Here is a 14,644-nt window from a genome sequence, read left to right on the forward strand (position 1 = left end):
CGGCGGGGCGGTGCCGCCCACGGTTTCGACGGAGCAGGTCAGGCATGGCAACCAAGGTCGCGAACGGCGCCGAGACGGTGGAAGGTCGGGACGAGGCGGTGGAGGGCGTGCTGCTCGACATCCAGTCCGCCGCCGTCAAGAAGCTGATCGCCCGCGGCAAGGAACGCGGCTACATCACCATCGATGAGCTGAACGCCGCGCTGCCGCCCGAGCAGGTCTCCTCCGAGATGATCGAGGACACGATGGCGATGCTGTCGGACCTCGGCATCAACGTCGTCGAGAACGAGGAGAGCGAGGACGGCGAGGCGCCGGCCGCCAAGCCCGTCGCGAAGTCCGAGGACGAGGAGGACGAGGAATCCGGCGGCAACGTGGACGAGGAGAGCCTCGGCCGCACCGACGACCCCGTGCGCATGTACCTCCGCGAGATGGGCAGCGTGGAGCTGCTCTCCCGCGAGGGCGAGATCGCGATCGCCAAGCGCATCGAGGCCGGCCGCGACATGATGATCGGCGGCCTCTGCGAGAGCCCGCTGACCTTCAAGGCGATCGTCGCCTGGCACGACGCGGTCAAGGAAGGCCGCATGCTGCTGCGCGACGTGATCGACCTGGAGGCCACCGCCAACGCCGACAATCCCGAGGTCGGCGCCGCGGAGCCGCAGGAGGAGGAGATCGAGGAGGGCGAGGAAGGCGAGGGCGGCCTCGGACTCTCCCTCTCCGCCCTCGAGGAGAAGCTGAAGCCGGAGGCGCTCGCCGCCTTCGAGGCGATCGAGGCGCTCTACTCCAAGCTGCACAAGCTCTCCTCCAAGCGGATGGACGCCTACACCTCGGGCGGCGAGACCTCCGCGCGGTCCGAGAAGACCTATGAAAAGCAGCGCACGGAGCTGGTGGCGCTGGTGGAGAAGGTGCAGCTCCACAACAACCGGATCGAGGAGCTGGTGGACCAGCTCAAGGGCCTGAACCGCCGCCTCACCGGGCTGGAAGGCCAGATCCTGCGCATGGCCGAGAGCCACAAGGTGAAGCGCGAGGAGTTCATCGGCCAGTGGCGCGGGCATGAGCTGGATCCCGCCTGGTTCGACGGGCTGGCCAAGCAGAAGGGCAAGGGCTGGCAGAATTTCGTCGCCAAGTCGAAGGACGACGTGGAGGCGGTGCGCGGCGAGATCGCGAAGGTCGCCGCCGAGACCGGCCTGCCGGTGGACGAGTTCAAGCGGGTCTATGCCACCGTGTCGCGCGGCGAGCGCGACATGACCCAGGCGAAGAAGGAGATGATCGAGGCGAACCTCCGCCTCGTCATCTCCATCGCCAAGAAGTACACGAACCGCGGCCTGCAGTTCCTGGACCTGATCCAGGAAGGCAACATCGGCCTCATGAAGGCCGTGGACAAGTTCGAGTATCGCCGCGGCTACAAGTTCAGCACCTACGCGACGTGGTGGATCCGCCAGGCGATCACGCGCTCCATCGCGGACCAGGCGCGGACCATCCGCATCCCGGTCCACATGATCGAGACGATCAACAAGCTGGTCCGCACATCCCGCCAGATGCTGCACGAGATCGGGCGTGAACCCACCCCCGAGGAACTTGCCGAGAAGCTGGGAATGCCTCTCGAAAAAGTCCGAAAGGTGCTGAAGATCGCGAAGGAGCCGATCTCCCTCGAGACGCCGATCGGCGACGAGGAGGACAGCCATCTCGGCGACTTCATCGAGGACAAGAACGCGATCATCCCGCTCGATGCCGCGATCCAGTCCAACCTGCGCGAGGCCACCACGCGGGTGCTGTCCAGCCTGACGCCGCGCGAGGAGCGCGTGCTGCGCATGCGCTTCGGCATCGGCATGAACACCGACCACACGCTGGAGGAGGTCGGGCAGCAGTTCAACGTGACGCGCGAGCGCATCCGCCAGATCGAGGCCAAGGCGCTGCGCAAGCTCAAGCATCCCAGCCGCAGCCGGAAGCTGCGCAGCTTCCTGGACAACTGAGATGTCCTCGGCGACGGCGCTGCGGGAGCCGGTCACCCGCATCGCGGTGGACGTGACCTTCCTGCGCATGGAGGCGCCGCCCGTGGGCGCCGCGCCGCCGCTGCCGCCGGGATCGAGCGTGGTGCGGCTGCGCCGCTGCTCGGTGCCCTTCTACCGCTACCTCTACGACACGGTCGGGCGCGACTGGGTGTGGTGGCTGCGCCGCACCGTGCCGGACGAGGAGATGGCCGGGCTGCTGGCGCGGCCCGACATCACCATCGACGTGCTCTACCAGGGCGGCGAGCCGGCCGGCTTCTACGAGCTGGAGCGGCGCGGCGGGGATGCGGGGATCAACCTCTCCTATTTCGGGCTGATGCCGCATGCGATCGGCGTCGGCGCTGGCAAGGCGCTGCTGCGCCACGCGGTGGACGCCGCCTGGAGCGAGAAGCCGCGCGCCGTCACGGTCAACACCTGCACCGCCGATCATCCGCGCGCCCTGCCGAACTACGTCGCCGCCGGCTTCAAGGTGCTGCGCACCGTGCGGGAGGTCTGGCCGGTGCCGAACCGCCTGGGCCTGCGCATCCCGGACCGGCTGCGGATCTGATCGCCGCCCGGGCGGGAACCCGCCGGGCTCCGGCCGCGTTCGGCCGCCACCCACGGAATCGCGGGATGGCAAGATCCGGAAGCGGCGTGCGGCGCCCCTCCCCCTCCCGGGCAGGCAGGCGGACCGGCATGCCGGGCTCCGCGCAGGCCGAGGCCGAGCGCCTCGCCGCGCTGCATCGCTACCACATCCTCGACACGCCCGACGAAGAACCCTTCAACCGGGTGGCCCTGCTGGCGCGCGACCTGTTCGACACGCCGATCGCCCTCGTTTCCTTCATCGACGAGGAGCGGCAGTGGTTCAAGGCGCGCGTGGGCCTATCCGTGCAGCAGACGCCGCGCGAATGGGCCTTCTGCACCCATGCCATCGCCAGCGGCGAGGACGTCTTCGTGGTGCCCGACGCGCGGCAGGATCCGCGCTTCGCCGACAATCCGCTGGTGACGGACGCGCCGAGCATCCGCTTCTACGCCGCGGCGCCGCTGCGCACGCCGGACGGCTTCAACCTCGGCACGGTCTGCGTGATCTCCGACAAGCCGCGGCCGGAGGGGATCAGCGCCGTGCAGCGGCGTTGGCTCGGCACGCTCGCGGGCCTCGCCTCGGACGAGTTGGAGCTTCGCCTGCAGGCACGGCGCGCGCGTGAGGCCGCGGAGGCCGAGGCGCGGTTGCGCCGGGCGCAGGAAGCGGCGGGCGTGGTCGCCTTCGAGGTGAGCGGCCCGCCTGCCCGCCTGCACGGCACGATCCGCGGCCTTCTCGGCCTGTTGCGGGACGCGCCGCTGGAACTGCATGGCCAGCGGCTGCTGGCCGCGGGCGCCGATCGTGCGCGGCTCGAGGAACTCGCGCTGCATATGGCCCGCGAAGACGGCGAGATCGCCGCCGAGTTCCGCGCCTTGCGCGAAGGCGACGAGACGCGCTGGGTGCAGCTGCGCGGCGAGGTGCGGCACGAGGCCGGGCCGAGCGCGGCCTGGCGCGTCGCCGGCCTGCTGCAGGACGTGACGGAGCGGCGCCGCGCCGACGAACGGCAGGAGCTGATGACGCGCGAGCTGGATCACCGCGCCAAGAATGCGTTGGCCGTGGTGCTGGCCGCGCTGCGCCTGACGCCACGCGAGGAACCCCGCGCCTATGCGGCCGCTGTCGAGGGGCGCGTCGCCGCGCTGGCGCGCGCGCACACGCTGCTGACCGAAAAACACTGGGCTGGCGCCGACCTCGGTGATCTCGTGCGCGGCGAGCTCCGACCCTTCCTGTCCGAGGCAGCGACGGGCAGCGCGCCCCGCGCGCGGCTCGTCGGCCCGACGGTGCTGCTTTCGGCGCCGGCGGCGCAGCCGCTCTCCATGGCGCTGCATGAACTCGCCACCAATGCGGTGAAGCACGGCGCGCTGTCGGCCGAGGGCGGGCGGGTGAGCGTCACCTGGTCCATTCGCGCCGCCACGCTGCGGCTGCGCTGGGCGGAGCGCGGCGGCCCACCGATCCCGGAGCCGCCGGCGCGGCAAGGCTTCGGATCCCGCGTCATGCGGGGCACCATCGTCGAGCAGCTCGGAGGCCGCCTGGACTGGGCCTGGCCGCGCACGGGCCTTGTCTGCGAGGTGGCGTTGCCCGTCGCCAGGGCGGTCGCACGCATCGGCTGAGGGATCCTCGCTTCGGGCCGGATTCCGGCCGCGGGCGATCTGCTCTACCCTTGCCTTGGTCCAAGCGGGGGTGGCGGGATGCGGCGCGGCGTGATCTTGATCGCAGGCATGCTGCCGCTGGCCGCCTGCACGCCCGACTACTCGGCCGTGCGCGACTGGTCCCTGGAAGCGCGCGGCACCTTGCTGCCCTCCCCGCTCGCGCGCGTGCCCTCCGCGCCCGCGGCCCCCGCCCCGACGGTCGCGGTGGAGGAGTCGGGCCGCGCCGGCGCGGTGCGCGCGCTGCAGGAAGCCGCCGCCGCCTGGCTCGCCGCGCTCGGCTATCTCGCCGATGACGGCAGGCTCTCGGACCGGGAGAACCCGCTCACCGCCCTGCCGCCCCGCATCGCGCCCTTCGACCCCGAGGGCGCGGCGGCCGCGGAGCGCATCGGCGAGACGCTCGCCTCCATGGCGCGGCGCAGCTGGCGCGCGCCGCAGCTCGCCTATGCCGTGCTGGAAGGCGCGCCGGCCTTCGAGGCCGTCATGGCGGCGCTCGTGCGGCAGAGCGACCTGCTCGCGGCGGAGACGCCCGATGCACGCGCGCAGCAGGATGCGCGCATGGCGGAGCTGATCGCGGCCGCGCGGCAGCCCGAAACCCGCGCCGCGCTCCAGGAACTGCAGGTGACCCGCCAGGCCGAGCTCGACCGCCGCGGCGAGGCCGCCGCCGCCCGCCGCGCCGCGATCGCGCGCGTGAACGAGGGCCACAAGCTGCTGGTGGAGCGCGCCAGGACCCTCTCCCAGAGCGAGACCGCGCGGCTGCTGCGCGTGCAGCAGGACGAGTTGCGGCGGCTGGCCGTGATCATCCTGGCGGGGTGAGCGCCGACTCCAGGCCCAGCGCGGCGAAGGCGTCGCGGAACAGGTGCACCGGCTCGGCATAGGACGGCACCGTGCCCTTCGGCTCCCGCACGCCGCGGTCGGGGCGGCGGACCAGCACGCCGCCCTCGTATTCCTGCACCTCCGGCTCGCCGGCGGCGATCACCAGAACGCGCAGCTTGCGGCCGAGCCGGTCGCGGATGCCGGCGATCAGTTCACCGGGCGGCACGCGCCCGTTCAGCGCGGCGTTCCAGTTGCCCGTGCCGGTCGGATCCTGCCGCCACCCCGCGGAGATGCCGCCGAGCAGCGCAAGCGGCGCGCGCGCCGCCTCGATGTCGGCGCGCAGCCGGGCGAAGCGCTGCGTGTATTTCCGGTTGATCTCGTCGAGCCGGTCCTGGTCCATGCCCGTGACCAGCCGGTTTCGCCGGGGAAAGTCGTGGTGGTGCAGCAGGTTGAGCCGCCGGTTGTAGACGGAATCCTCGCCGTTCTCCTTCGGCGGGACCATGACCAGGTCGTCCATGGCGACGGAGAAGGTGAAGCCCGGCTCGATCATGCGCAGCATCGCGCGGGCGGGCGTGATCCACCAGTCGAAGGGATAGGCCTGCGTGACGCCGAAATGTGCGCGCGTGTTCCAGGCCGTCTTGCAGTTCGGGCCGAGGCTGAAGACGAGATCATGCGCGCTCAAGGCCGGCGGGCTCCCCTGCAGGGCCGTGCTCCGTGATGGCAGAGCAGCGCCGGAGCGGAAAGAGCGCCCTCCGCCCGGGCGCGCACGAAAAGGCCGGCGGGTTGCCCCGCCGGCCCTTCCCGATCGGCCGAAGCCGCGCGCGGTCAGTGCGCCAGCATCGCCAGCAGCATCAGCGCCACGATGTTGGTGATCTTGATCATCGGGTTCACCGCCGGGCCCGCCGTGTCCTTGTACGGGTCGCCGACCGTGTCGCCGGTCACCGCGGCCTTATGGGCCTCGCTGCCCTTGCCGCCGTAGTGGCCTTCCTCGATATACTTCTTCGCGTTGTCCCAGGCACCGCCGCCGGTGGTCATGGAGACCGCGACGAAGAAGCCCGTGACGATCACGCCGAGCAGCATCGCGCCGAGCGCCGAGAAGGCCGCCGCCTTGCCGCCGATCATCAGGATCACCAGGAAGACCACGATCGGGCTCAGCACCGGAAGCAGTGAGGGGATGATCATCTCCTTGATCGCCGCCTTGGTGAGCATGTCCACCGCGCGCCCGTAATCCGGCTTGTCGGTGCCCTGCATGATGCCCGGCTTCTCGCGGAACTGGCGACGCACTTCCTCCACCACCGCGAAGGCCGCGCGGCCCACCGCCGTCATGGACATGCCGCCGAACAGGTAGGGCAGCAGGCCGCCGAACAGCAGGCCGACCACGACATACGGGTTCGACAGGCTGAAGGTCAGTTCGCCGAGGCCCGCGAAGTAGGGGTAGGTCTGCGGATTGGCGATGAAGTAGTTCAGGTCCTGCGTGTAGGCCGCGAAGAGCACCAGCGCGCCGAGGCCCGCCGAGCCGATCGCATAGCCCTTGGTCACCGCCTTGGTGGTGTTGCCGACCGCGTCCAGCGCGTCGGTGGAGACGCGCACTTCCTTCGGCAGGCCGGCCATCTCCGCGATGCCGCCGGCATTGTCCGTGACCGGGCCGAAGGCATCCAGCGCCACCACCATGCCGGCCAGCGCCAGCATCGTCGCGGTCGCGATGGCGATGCCGTAGAGGCCCGCCAGGCCATAGGCGCAGAGCACGCCGGCAATGATGATCAGCGCCGGCAGGGCCGTGGATTCCATCGAGACCGCGAGGCCGCGGATCACGTTGGTGCCGTGGCCGGTCTGGGACGCCTCGGCGATCGCCTTCACCGGGCGAAAGTCGGTGCCGGTGTAGTACTCCGTCACGACGATGATCGCCGCCGTGACGGCCAGGCCGACCGCGCCGCAGAGGAACAGGCTGAAGGCGCCGAAGGTGGCGCCGCCCGCGGTCATCGTGCCCGTGCCGAACACGATGTAGGAGAGCGGCAGCAGCACCGCGAGCGAGAGCGCGCCCGTCACGATGAAGCCGCGATACATCGCGCCCATGATGGAGTTGTTGGCCGGCAGCTTCACGAAGTAGGTGCCGGCGATGGAGGTGACGACGCAGACCGCGCCGATCGCCAGCGGGAACAGCATCGCCGCCGTGCGGAACTCGTCGCCGAAGGAGATCGCGGCCAGCACCATCGTGGCGACCATGGTCACCGCATAGGTCTCGAACAGGTCGGCGGCCATCCCGGCGCAGTCGCCGACGTTGTCGCCCACGTTGTCGGCGATGGTCGCCGGGTTGCGGGGGTCGTCCTCGGGGATGCCGGCCTCGACCTTGCCCACCATGTCGCCGCCGACGTCCGCGCCCTTGGTGAAGATGCCGCCGCCGAGACGGGCGAAGATCGAGATCAGCGAGGCGCCAAAGCCGAGCGCCACCAGCGCGTCGATCACCAGGCGGCTGTTCGGCGCCGCGCCGCCGATCGGCACCAGGATGAGGAAGTAGACCGCGACGCCGAGCAGCGCGAGGCCGGCGACCAGCATGCCCGTGATGGCGCCCGACTTGAACGCCACGTCCAGGCCCTGCGCCAGCGACTGCGTCGCCGCCTGGGCGGTGCGGACATTGGCGCGGACGGAGACGTTCATGCCGATGAAGCCCGCCGCGCCCGACAGCACCGCGCCGATCAGGAAGCCGATGGCGACCGCGAAGGCGTGCCCGCCGAAGCCGAAGGCGATCAGGATCAGGAAGAACAGCACCACGCCGACGATGCCGATGGTGGTGTACTGCCGCTTCAGATAGGCCGAGGCGCCTTCCTCGATCGCCTTGGCGATTTCCTGCATGCGGGCGGTGCCGGCATCGCGGCTCAGCACCTCCTTCGACGTCACCACGCCGTAGGCGATCGACAGCGCCCCCAGCAGGATGATCAACAACACGGACAGCGTCATCAAGGTGGCGTACCCCCTTCCTTCCCCGGTGCCGGCTAGGCGGCCGACCTCAGGGCGCGCGGAGGGCGCGCGCAATCGGGCCGGCCCGGCCTGCGGGCCCGCCGCAACTTGCGCGAAGCCCGGCGGGCTGGCAACGCCACCCGGGACCGGATTCGTTAAAAAACCGCCCACTCCCGGCGCACCGGGAGCGGCAGGCGGGCTACTTCGCCGCCGCCTTGTAGGCCGCCATGGAGCGCAGGATGATTTCCACCGCCTCGCTCGCGGTGCCCCAGCCCTTCACCTTCACCCACTTGTCGCTCTCGAGGTCCTTGTAGGTGGCGAAGAAGTGCTCGATCGTCGCGCGGGTGATGTGCGGCAGCTCGTCCGCGTCGGTGATGCCCGAGAACATCGGGTGGACCTTGTCGTGGGGCACGCAGATCAGCTTCTCGTCCGACCCCGCCTCGTCCTCCATGTGCAGCACGCCGATCGGGCGGGAGCGCAGCACGCAGCCCGGCACCACCGGCGCGGGCGTCAGCACCAGCACGTCGGTCGGGTCGCCGTCGTCGGCGAGCGTGCCGGGGATGAAGCCATAGGCCGCCGGATAGGCCATCGGCGTGAACAGGAAGCGGTCCACCACCACCGCGCCGCTGTCCTTGTCGAGCTCATATTTCACCTGGCTGCCCTGGGGGATCTCCACCACCACGTTGATGTCGTGGGGCGGTGCCTTGCCGGTCGGGACCTGGGCGAGATTCATGGCGACGAGCCTTGCGAGGGGGGAGGAGGCCGCCGCGCGCGTAGCAGCCTTCCCGGGCCCGGGCAAATCCCGCCGCGCCGGCGCAGCACTTGGCGCGGCTGCCCGACCTTGCCATGCTCGCCATGCTTCACGGAACGGGAGAACGGAATCATGCGCCGCAGCGCCTTCCTCGCCGCGTTCACCGCCTTCGGCATCGCCGCCTCGGCCCCCGCCTTCGCCCAAGGGGGCCAGCCTGGGGGGCAGATGACGCTGCAGGCCTATGCCGGCATCTTCCGCGACAACTACACCGAGGTGGTGGTGAATCCCTTCACCGCCCGATCGGGCACGCAGGTGCAGTATTTCGATGGCGGCACCAGCGCCCAGATGCTCGGCCGCCTGCGCGCGCAGCGCGCCGACCCCCAGACCGACGTGGTCATCATGGACGTGACCACCGCCGCGGTGGCCTGCGCCGAGGGACTGGTGGAGCGGATCGACGCCTCCGTCCTGCCGGTGATCGGGGAGCTCGGCCCGATGGCGCGGGAGGCCGGCGGCGCCTGCGGGCCGGCGGTCACCTACGACCACCTGGTGATGGTCTACGACACCCGCGCGGTGCAGCCGGCGCCGACGCGCTGGGCGGCGATGTGGGACCCGGCCCAGCGCGGCCGCGTGGCGGTCTCCGCCCCGCCGAACATCCAGGGCCTGGCGCTGACCGCCATCCTGGCCAAGGCGGCCGGCGGCGACTGGCGCAACATCAACGCCGCGATGCCCATGCTGCGCGAGCTGGCGCCGAATGTGCAGACCTTCACGCCCAACCCGGACGGCTACACGCTGATCCTGAACGACCAGGTGCGCTTCGCCACCGGCTGGAACGCGCGCGCGCAGCTCTATCACGACCAGAGCCAGGGCCGCATCGGCGTGGTGCTGCCGGAGGAAGGCACCGCCTTCCAGATCAACACGATCAACGTCGTCGCCAACGCCAAGAACCGCGCCCAGGCGCTGGCCTTCGTGGCGCATGCGCTGTCGGCGGAGGCCCAGAAGGCCTTCACGGAGCGGATGTTCTACGGCCCGACCAACCCCAATGCGCAGGTGTCCCCGGCGGCGCTGAACCGCACCGCGCTGGCGCCGCAGTTCCGCGAGCGGATCGTCGGCGTGGACTGGGAGGAGATGGTGCGGCTGCGCGATCAGTGGAACCAGCGCTGGCGCCGCGAGGTGATCGCAGCCAGCAGCCGGTGACCCATCTGCGCCTGGAGGGGCTGACCCGCCGATTCGCGGGCACGCCCCATCCGGCGGTGGACGGCGTCTCCCTGGAGTTGCCGCGCGGCGCGCTTCTGGCGCTGCTCGGCCCCTCAGGCTGCGGCAAGACCACCACGCTGCGCATGATCGCCGGGCTGGAGGTGCCGGATACGGGGCGCGTCGTCGTCGCGGACCGCGACGTGACCGCCCTGCCGCCGCACCGGCGCAACATGGGCGTGGTGTTCCAGTCCTACGCCCTGTTCCCCCACATGACCGCCGCGGCGAATGTCGCCTTCGGGTTGGAGATGCGCGGCATCCCGCGCGCCGAGCGGCAGGCGCGCGTGGCCGAGGCGCTGGACCTTGTCGGCCTGCGCGACTACGCGGCGCGCAAGCCGAGCAAGCTTTCGGGCGGGCAGCAGCAGCGCGTGGCGCTGGCGCGCGCCCTGGCGATCCGGCCCGACCTGCTGCTGCTGGACGAGCCGCTCTCGGCGCTCGACGCCAAGCTGCGCGAGGGCGTGCGGGACGAGATCCGTGCGCTGCAGCAGCGCGTCGGCGCCACCACCGTCTTCGTCACGCATGACCAGACGGAAGCCCTCGCGATGGCCGACCTGGTCGCGGTGATGAACGAGGGCCGCGTCGAGCAGCTCGGCACGCCGGAAGAGGTGTTCGAGCGCCCAGCGACGCGCTTCGTCGCCACCTTCGTCGGCCGTGCCGCACGCCTGCCGGGCAAGGTGGAGGCGCCGGGCGTGGTGCATTGCGGGGCGGTCGCGGTGAAGGCCGCGGCCACTCCCGCGCCCGGCGCGTCCGTCGAACTCTTTATCCGCCCGCACCACATCCGCCCGCTCGCGGAGGGCCATTCGGCGGACAATGCGCTCGATGCGCAGGTGCTGCGCCGGACCTTCACCGGCGACGTGGTCGCGCTGGAATGCGCCACGCCCGCCGGGACGCTGACGGCCGAGCTGCATGGCGGCACGCCGGGCGCCTCCGCCGCCGTCGGCAGCCGCCTTCGCCTCGGCTTCGCCGCGCAGGATGTGCGCGTGTTCCCGGCATGAGCGCGGCGCTGCTGCTGCTGCCGGCGGTGCTGATCCTGGCGGCGGGGTTCCTCTATCCCGTCGCGCTGCTCGGGCGGATCAGCCTCAACCGCACCAGCGACATCGGCGCTATGGAGCCCGATCTCACCCTCGCCACCTTCGAGAAGGTGGTGGGCGACGACTTCACCTGGGAACTCGCCTGGAACACCGCGACGCTCGCCGCCGGCAGCGCGCTGGCTGCGACCGCGCTGGCGCTGCCCGTGGTGCTGCTGATCCGCGCCGCCCCGCCGCGCTGGCGCGGCCTGCTCTCCCTGATGGCGATCGCGCCGCTGCTGGTCTCGGGCACCGCGCGCATCGTCGGCTGGCTCGCGATCCTCGGCGACCAGGGGCTGATCAACGCGATGCTGGAAGGCCTCGGCCTGACGAGCGAGCCCGTGCGGCTGATCAACAACTGGACCGGCGTGCGCATCGGGCTGACGGAAAGCCTGATGCCCTATGCCTGCCTGGTGCTGATCGCCGGCCTCGGCCGGTTGGATCCGCGGCTCGAGGAAGCCGCGGCGACGCTCGGTGCGACACGCACGAAGACCTTCCTGCGGGTGACGCTGCCGCTGGCGGCGCCGGCGCTGCTGGCGGCTTTCCTGCTGACCTTCGTGCTCGGCGTCTCCGCCTTCATCACCCCGCGGCTGATGGGCGGCGGGCGCGTCTTCGTCGTGGCGACCGAGATCTTCGACCTCGCGCTGGAGACGGTGGACTGGCCCGCCGCCGCGGCGCTGGCGATGCTGCTGCTCGGCGCGCTGGCGGTGGCGCTGGTGCTGCGCACGGCGTTGATGCGGAGCGCGCGCGCATGAGGCCGGGCTGGGCGCTGCGGCTGCTGGCTTTCTGCGGCTATGCGCTGCTGCTGGCGCCGGTGATCGTCGTCGCCCTCATCTCCTTCTCCGCCGGCGATTTCCTGACGTTTCCCCCGCCAGGATTCTCGACACGCTGGTACGAGGCGCTGTTCGCGAACGGGCAGCTGATGGCGGCGCTGCAGCGCTCCGCGATCCTGGCCTCGGTCGTCGCCGTGATCGCGCTGCTGGCCGGGTTGCCGGCCGCCTATGCGATCGCGCGGCTGCGCTTTCCAGGGCGCGACGCCATCGCCATGCTGATCGCGGCGCCGCTGCTGCTGCCGACGCTGGTGCTCGGCCTCGCGCTGCTGCTGGCATTGCAGCCGCTGAAGCTGGCGGCGACCTGGCCCGGCCTGGTGCTGGCGCATTCCATGGTCGCGCTGCCCTTCGCGGTGCGCATCATGACCACCGCCTTCGGCGCCGTGCCGAGGGAAGTCGAGGAAGCCGCCTGGACGCTCGGCGCCACGCCCATGCGCGCCGCGCTGCGCATCACCCTGCCGATCGCCGCACCCGGCGCGGCGGCGGCGGGCGCGCTGTGCTTCCTGGTGTCCTTCGACGAGACGGTGATCAGCCTGTTCCTGGTCGGCCCGCGGCTGTCCACCCTGCCGGTCGAGATGTTCCGCTATGTCGAGACGCGCACCGATCCGCTCGTCGCCGCCCTGGCGATGGCGCTGATCGGGGTCGCGCTCGCGGTCGTGCTGCTGGTGGAGCGGCTGGTCGGTTTCAACCGCGCTCTCGGGAGGAGTTGAGGATGCCGAAATACGTTGTCGAGAAGATGCCGGCGCCGATCAGCGCCGAGGTCATCGAATTGCTGGAAAAGACCGAGACGGCGACGGTGGGCCATTGGCGCCACTGGGGCTTCTGCGACCGGCGCATCCAGGGCCTGCTGCGCAAGCGCGTGGCCGGCACGGCGGTGACGCTGCAGGTGCCGGGACCGGATTCGACGCTGCTGCACCATGCGCTCGGCCTGCTGCGGCCGGGCGACATCCTGCTGGTGGACCGGCTCGGCGACGATCGCCATGCCTGCTGGGGCGGCGGCGTCACCGTCGCGGCGAAGGCGGCGGGCTGCAAGGCCGGCGTGGTGGACGGCGCCTGCACCGACATCGAGGAGGTGGAGGCGTCCGCCTTCCCCTTGTGGTGCCGCGGCCTCGCGCCGATCACCACGCGCATCTACGACCTGGGCGGGCGGATGAACGTGCCGGTTTCGATCGGCGGCGTCGTGGTGATGCCAGGCGATGCCGTGCTCTGCGACGAATCCGGCGTGCTGGTGCTGCCGCCGGGCGAGGCCGAGGCCGAGGCGCGCCAGGCGATCGCCCGGCAGGAGCGCGGCCTCGGCACCCAGGCCCGCTGCGCCGCCGGCGAGAAGCTGGGCGAGATCAGCGGCGCGACGGCGAAGGTGCTGGCCGGGCTTGCATGAGGCGCCGGTTCCGGGGTTCTAGTGGGCTTCTCCGGGCCTGTAGCTCAATGGTCAGAGCGGGCCGCTCATAACGGCTTGGTTGGGGGTTCGAGTCCCTCCGGGCCCATTTCCCCCGCTTCTTCGGTCCCGCATGGGACCGAAGAATAGGACGCGCAGCGTCCGTGAGGGGGAAATCCCCCGGAGGGATGAGAGTCGCGCCGCGCAGCGGCGCACCTTAGGATTCCGCCCCATGGACATCGCCAGCCTCCGCCGTTCCCGCGTGGACCAGGTCGGCTCCTTCCTCCGCCCCGAATGGCTGAAATCCGCCTTCCTCGCCCATGCCCGCGGCAAGCTGCCCTTGTCGGAGCTGGAAGCGGCGCAGGACCGCGCCATCGCCGAGCTCGTCGCGAAGCAGCGCGCCCTCGGCCTGCCCTTCGTGACGGACGGCGAGTATCGCCGCCTGAACTGGCAGGTCTCCTTCTCCGCGGTCGAGGGCTGGGATCTCTGGCCCGGCACCTGGGAAGCCTTCCTCAAGGCGCCGTCCAACATGGCGGAAGGCGAGCAGCCGAACGCCCGAGGCCTCGACACCGTCGTTTCCGCCCGCACGCCGGCAACCGCCCGCCTGCGCCTGGCCGACAGTTTTCCGCTGAAGGAGCTGCGCTACCTGCGCGACATCGCGCCGGACCTGCCGGCGAAAGTCACGCTGATGGGCCCCGACCGCGTCTGCCAGATGTGCGACGTCGCCGGCTCCGCGCCGCACTACGCCGACGGCGACGACTTCCTTGCCGATGTCGTCGCCATCCAGCGCCGCATGGCGGAGGAGCTGGTCGCTGCCGGCTGTTCCTACCTGCAGCTCGATGAGCCCAGCTACACCGGCTATGTGGACCCCGCGACGCTCGCGCGCATGACGGAACGCGGCGAGGATCCGCTGCGCAACCTGCGCCGCGCGGTGGAGGCGGACAACGCGGTGATCGCGGGCCTTGCCGGACGCGTCGTGACGGGCCTGCACATCTGCCGCGGCAACCGCGCCAGCATGTGGCACCGCGAGGGCACCTACGACGCGATCGCGGAGGCCGTGCTGGGCGGGCTGCGCTTCGACCGGCTGCTGCTGGAATACGACACCGCCCGCGCCGGCGGCTTCGAGCCGCTGCGCTTCCTGCCGAAGGACGGGCCTATGGTCGTGCTCGGCCTGGTCACGACGAAAAGCGGCGAGGTCGAGACGGTCGAGTCCCTGCTGCGCCGGCTCGAGGAAGCGGGCCGCTTCGTGGACCTGGACCGGGTCGCGCTCTCCCCGCAATGCGGCTTCGCCTCCGGCATCGGCGGCAACCTGCTGCCGGAGAGCGCGCAATGGCGGAAGATTGAAGTGATCCAGGAGACGGCGCGCCGGATGTGGGGCTGAGCGTGCCGACACG

13 protein-coding genes and 1 tRNA gene are annotated in these 14,644 nt (G+C 71.3%); 11 read left to right on the forward strand and 3 right to left on the reverse strand.

What is annotated here, in order from left to right; all coding sequences use genetic code 11:
- Positions 1 to 44: 44 nt before the first annotated feature.
- The 4 genes from rpoD to DFH01_RS02075 all read left to right on the forward strand — a co-directional run bounded on the left by rpoD (position 45) and on the right by DFH01_RS02075 (position 5,021).
- On the forward strand, positions 45 to 1,967 hold the full coding sequence (rpoD, locus tag DFH01_RS02060) for an RNA polymerase sigma factor RpoD (RefSeq protein WP_109868731.1): 1,923 nt from the start codon (positions 45 to 47) through the stop codon (positions 1,965 to 1,967).
- A 1-nt stretch (position 1,968) separates the two neighbouring features.
- Complete coding sequence (locus tag DFH01_RS02065) at positions 1,969 to 2,550, forward strand: GNAT family N-acetyltransferase (RefSeq protein WP_109868732.1); 582 nt, start codon at positions 1,969 to 1,971, stop codon at positions 2,548 to 2,550.
- Positions 2,551 to 2,678: 128 nt separating this feature from the next.
- The gene (locus DFH01_RS02070) at positions 2,679 to 4,169 is read left to right on the forward strand and encodes a sensor histidine kinase (RefSeq protein WP_158287579.1); all 1,491 of its coding nucleotides are present in this window, start codon (positions 2,679 to 2,681) and stop codon (positions 4,167 to 4,169) included.
- A gap of 90 nt (positions 4,170 to 4,259) precedes the next feature.
- The gene (locus DFH01_RS02075) at positions 4,260 to 5,021 is read left to right on the forward strand and encodes a hypothetical protein (protein ID WP_109868734.1); all 762 of its coding nucleotides are present in this window, start codon (positions 4,260 to 4,262) and stop codon (positions 5,019 to 5,021) included.
- Here the strand turns inward: DFH01_RS02075 and DFH01_RS02080 are convergent.
- The 3 genes from DFH01_RS02080 to ppa all read right to left on the reverse strand — a co-directional run bounded on the left by DFH01_RS02080 (position 5,005) and on the right by ppa (position 8,709).
- Positions 5,005 to 5,703 carry a DUF1796 family putative cysteine peptidase gene (locus tag DFH01_RS02080; RefSeq protein ID WP_158287580.1) on the reverse strand — a complete coding sequence of 233 codons (699 nt, stop codon included), beginning with the start codon at positions 5,701 to 5,703 and terminating at the stop codon, positions 5,005 to 5,007. The two genes, DFH01_RS02075 and DFH01_RS02080, sit on opposite strands and share 17 nt — an antisense overlap.
- 143 nt (positions 5,704 to 5,846) lie before the next feature.
- Positions 5,847 to 7,976 (reverse strand): sodium-translocating pyrophosphatase, encoded by a 2,130-nt coding sequence (locus DFH01_RS02085; protein WP_109868736.1) that lies wholly within the window; start codon positions 7,974 to 7,976, stop codon positions 5,847 to 5,849.
- A 199-nt stretch (positions 7,977 to 8,175) separates the two neighbouring features.
- The gene (gene ppa / locus DFH01_RS02090) at positions 8,176 to 8,709 is read right to left on the reverse strand and encodes an inorganic diphosphatase (RefSeq protein ID WP_109868737.1); all 534 of its coding nucleotides are present in this window, start codon (positions 8,707 to 8,709) and stop codon (positions 8,176 to 8,178) included.
- A 150-nt stretch (positions 8,710 to 8,859) separates the two neighbouring features.
- Between ppa and DFH01_RS02095 the strand changes: the two genes are divergently transcribed.
- The 7 genes from DFH01_RS02095 (at position 8,860) to DFH01_RS02125 (ending at position 14,631) form a co-directional block, all read left to right on the forward strand.
- Positions 8,860 to 9,921, forward strand: coding sequence for an ABC transporter substrate-binding protein (locus tag DFH01_RS02095; RefSeq protein ID WP_109868738.1), 1,062 nt, complete (start codon positions 8,860 to 8,862; stop codon positions 9,919 to 9,921).
- Positions 9,918 to 10,973 carry an ABC transporter ATP-binding protein gene (locus DFH01_RS02100; protein WP_109869882.1) on the forward strand — a complete coding sequence of 352 codons (1,056 nt, stop codon included), beginning with the start codon at positions 9,918 to 9,920 and terminating at the stop codon, positions 10,971 to 10,973. Before DFH01_RS02095 ends, DFH01_RS02100 begins: the two co-directional genes overlap by 4 nt.
- The gene (locus tag DFH01_RS02105) at positions 10,970 to 11,800 is read left to right on the forward strand and encodes an ABC transporter permease (RefSeq protein ID WP_109868739.1); all 831 of its coding nucleotides are present in this window, start codon (positions 10,970 to 10,972) and stop codon (positions 11,798 to 11,800) included. Before DFH01_RS02100 ends, DFH01_RS02105 begins: the two co-directional genes overlap by 4 nt.
- Entirely contained in the window at positions 11,797 to 12,585 is a 789-nt protein-coding gene (locus DFH01_RS02110; protein ID WP_109868740.1) for an ABC transporter permease, read from the forward strand. The genes DFH01_RS02105 and DFH01_RS02110 overlap by 4 nt, the downstream gene beginning before the upstream one ends.
- Positions 12,586 to 12,587: 2 nt before the next feature.
- Positions 12,588 to 13,253 (forward strand): RraA family protein, encoded by a 666-nt coding sequence (locus DFH01_RS02115; protein ID WP_109868741.1) that lies wholly within the window; start codon positions 12,588 to 12,590, stop codon positions 13,251 to 13,253.
- 33 nt (positions 13,254 to 13,286) lie between these two features.
- A tRNA-Ile gene (locus DFH01_RS02120) sits at positions 13,287 to 13,359 on the forward strand.
- Positions 13,360 to 13,482: 123 nt separating this feature from the next.
- Positions 13,483 to 14,631, forward strand: a complete 1,149-nt coding sequence (locus tag DFH01_RS02125; RefSeq protein WP_109868742.1) for a uroporphyrinogen decarboxylase/cobalamine-independent methonine synthase family protein — start codon at positions 13,483 to 13,485, stop codon at positions 14,629 to 14,631.
- The last annotated feature ends 13 nt before the right edge of the window (positions 14,632 to 14,644 follow it).

It is taken from the genome of Falsiroseomonas bella, from assembly GCF_003173615.1.
GTDB lineage: Bacteria > Pseudomonadota > Alphaproteobacteria > Acetobacterales > Acetobacteraceae > Falsiroseomonas > Falsiroseomonas bella.

Coding starts and splice junctions, on each gene's coding strand:
- DFH01_RS02125 (WP_109868742.1), top strand. CDS start 13,483: ATGGACATCGCCAGCCTCCGCCGTTCCCGCGTGGACCAGGTCGGCTCC.
- DFH01_RS02095 (WP_109868738.1), top strand. CDS start 8,860: ATGCGCCGCAGCGCCTTCCTCGCCGCGTTCACCGCCTTCGGCATCGCC.
- DFH01_RS02085 (WP_109868736.1), bottom strand. CDS start 7,976: ATGACGCTGTCCGTGTTGTTGATCATCCTGCTGGGGGCGCTGTCGATC.
- ppa (WP_109868737.1), bottom strand. CDS start 8,709: ATGAATCTCGCCCAGGTCCCGACCGGCAAGGCACCGCCCCACGACATC.
- DFH01_RS02115 (WP_109868741.1), top strand. CDS start 12,588: ATGCCGAAATACGTTGTCGAGAAGATGCCGGCGCCGATCAGCGCCGAG.
- rpoD (WP_109868731.1), top strand. CDS start 45: ATGGCAACCAAGGTCGCGAACGGCGCCGAGACGGTGGAAGGTCGGGAC.
- DFH01_RS02105 (WP_109868739.1), top strand. CDS start 10,970: ATGAGCGCGGCGCTGCTGCTGCTGCCGGCGGTGCTGATCCTGGCGGCG.
- DFH01_RS02110 (WP_109868740.1), top strand. CDS start 11,797: ATGAGGCCGGGCTGGGCGCTGCGGCTGCTGGCTTTCTGCGGCTATGCG.
- DFH01_RS02065 (WP_109868732.1), top strand. CDS start 1,969: ATGTCCTCGGCGACGGCGCTGCGGGAGCCGGTCACCCGCATCGCGGTG.
- DFH01_RS02070 (WP_158287579.1), top strand. CDS start 2,679: ATGCCGGGCTCCGCGCAGGCCGAGGCCGAGCGCCTCGCCGCGCTGCAT.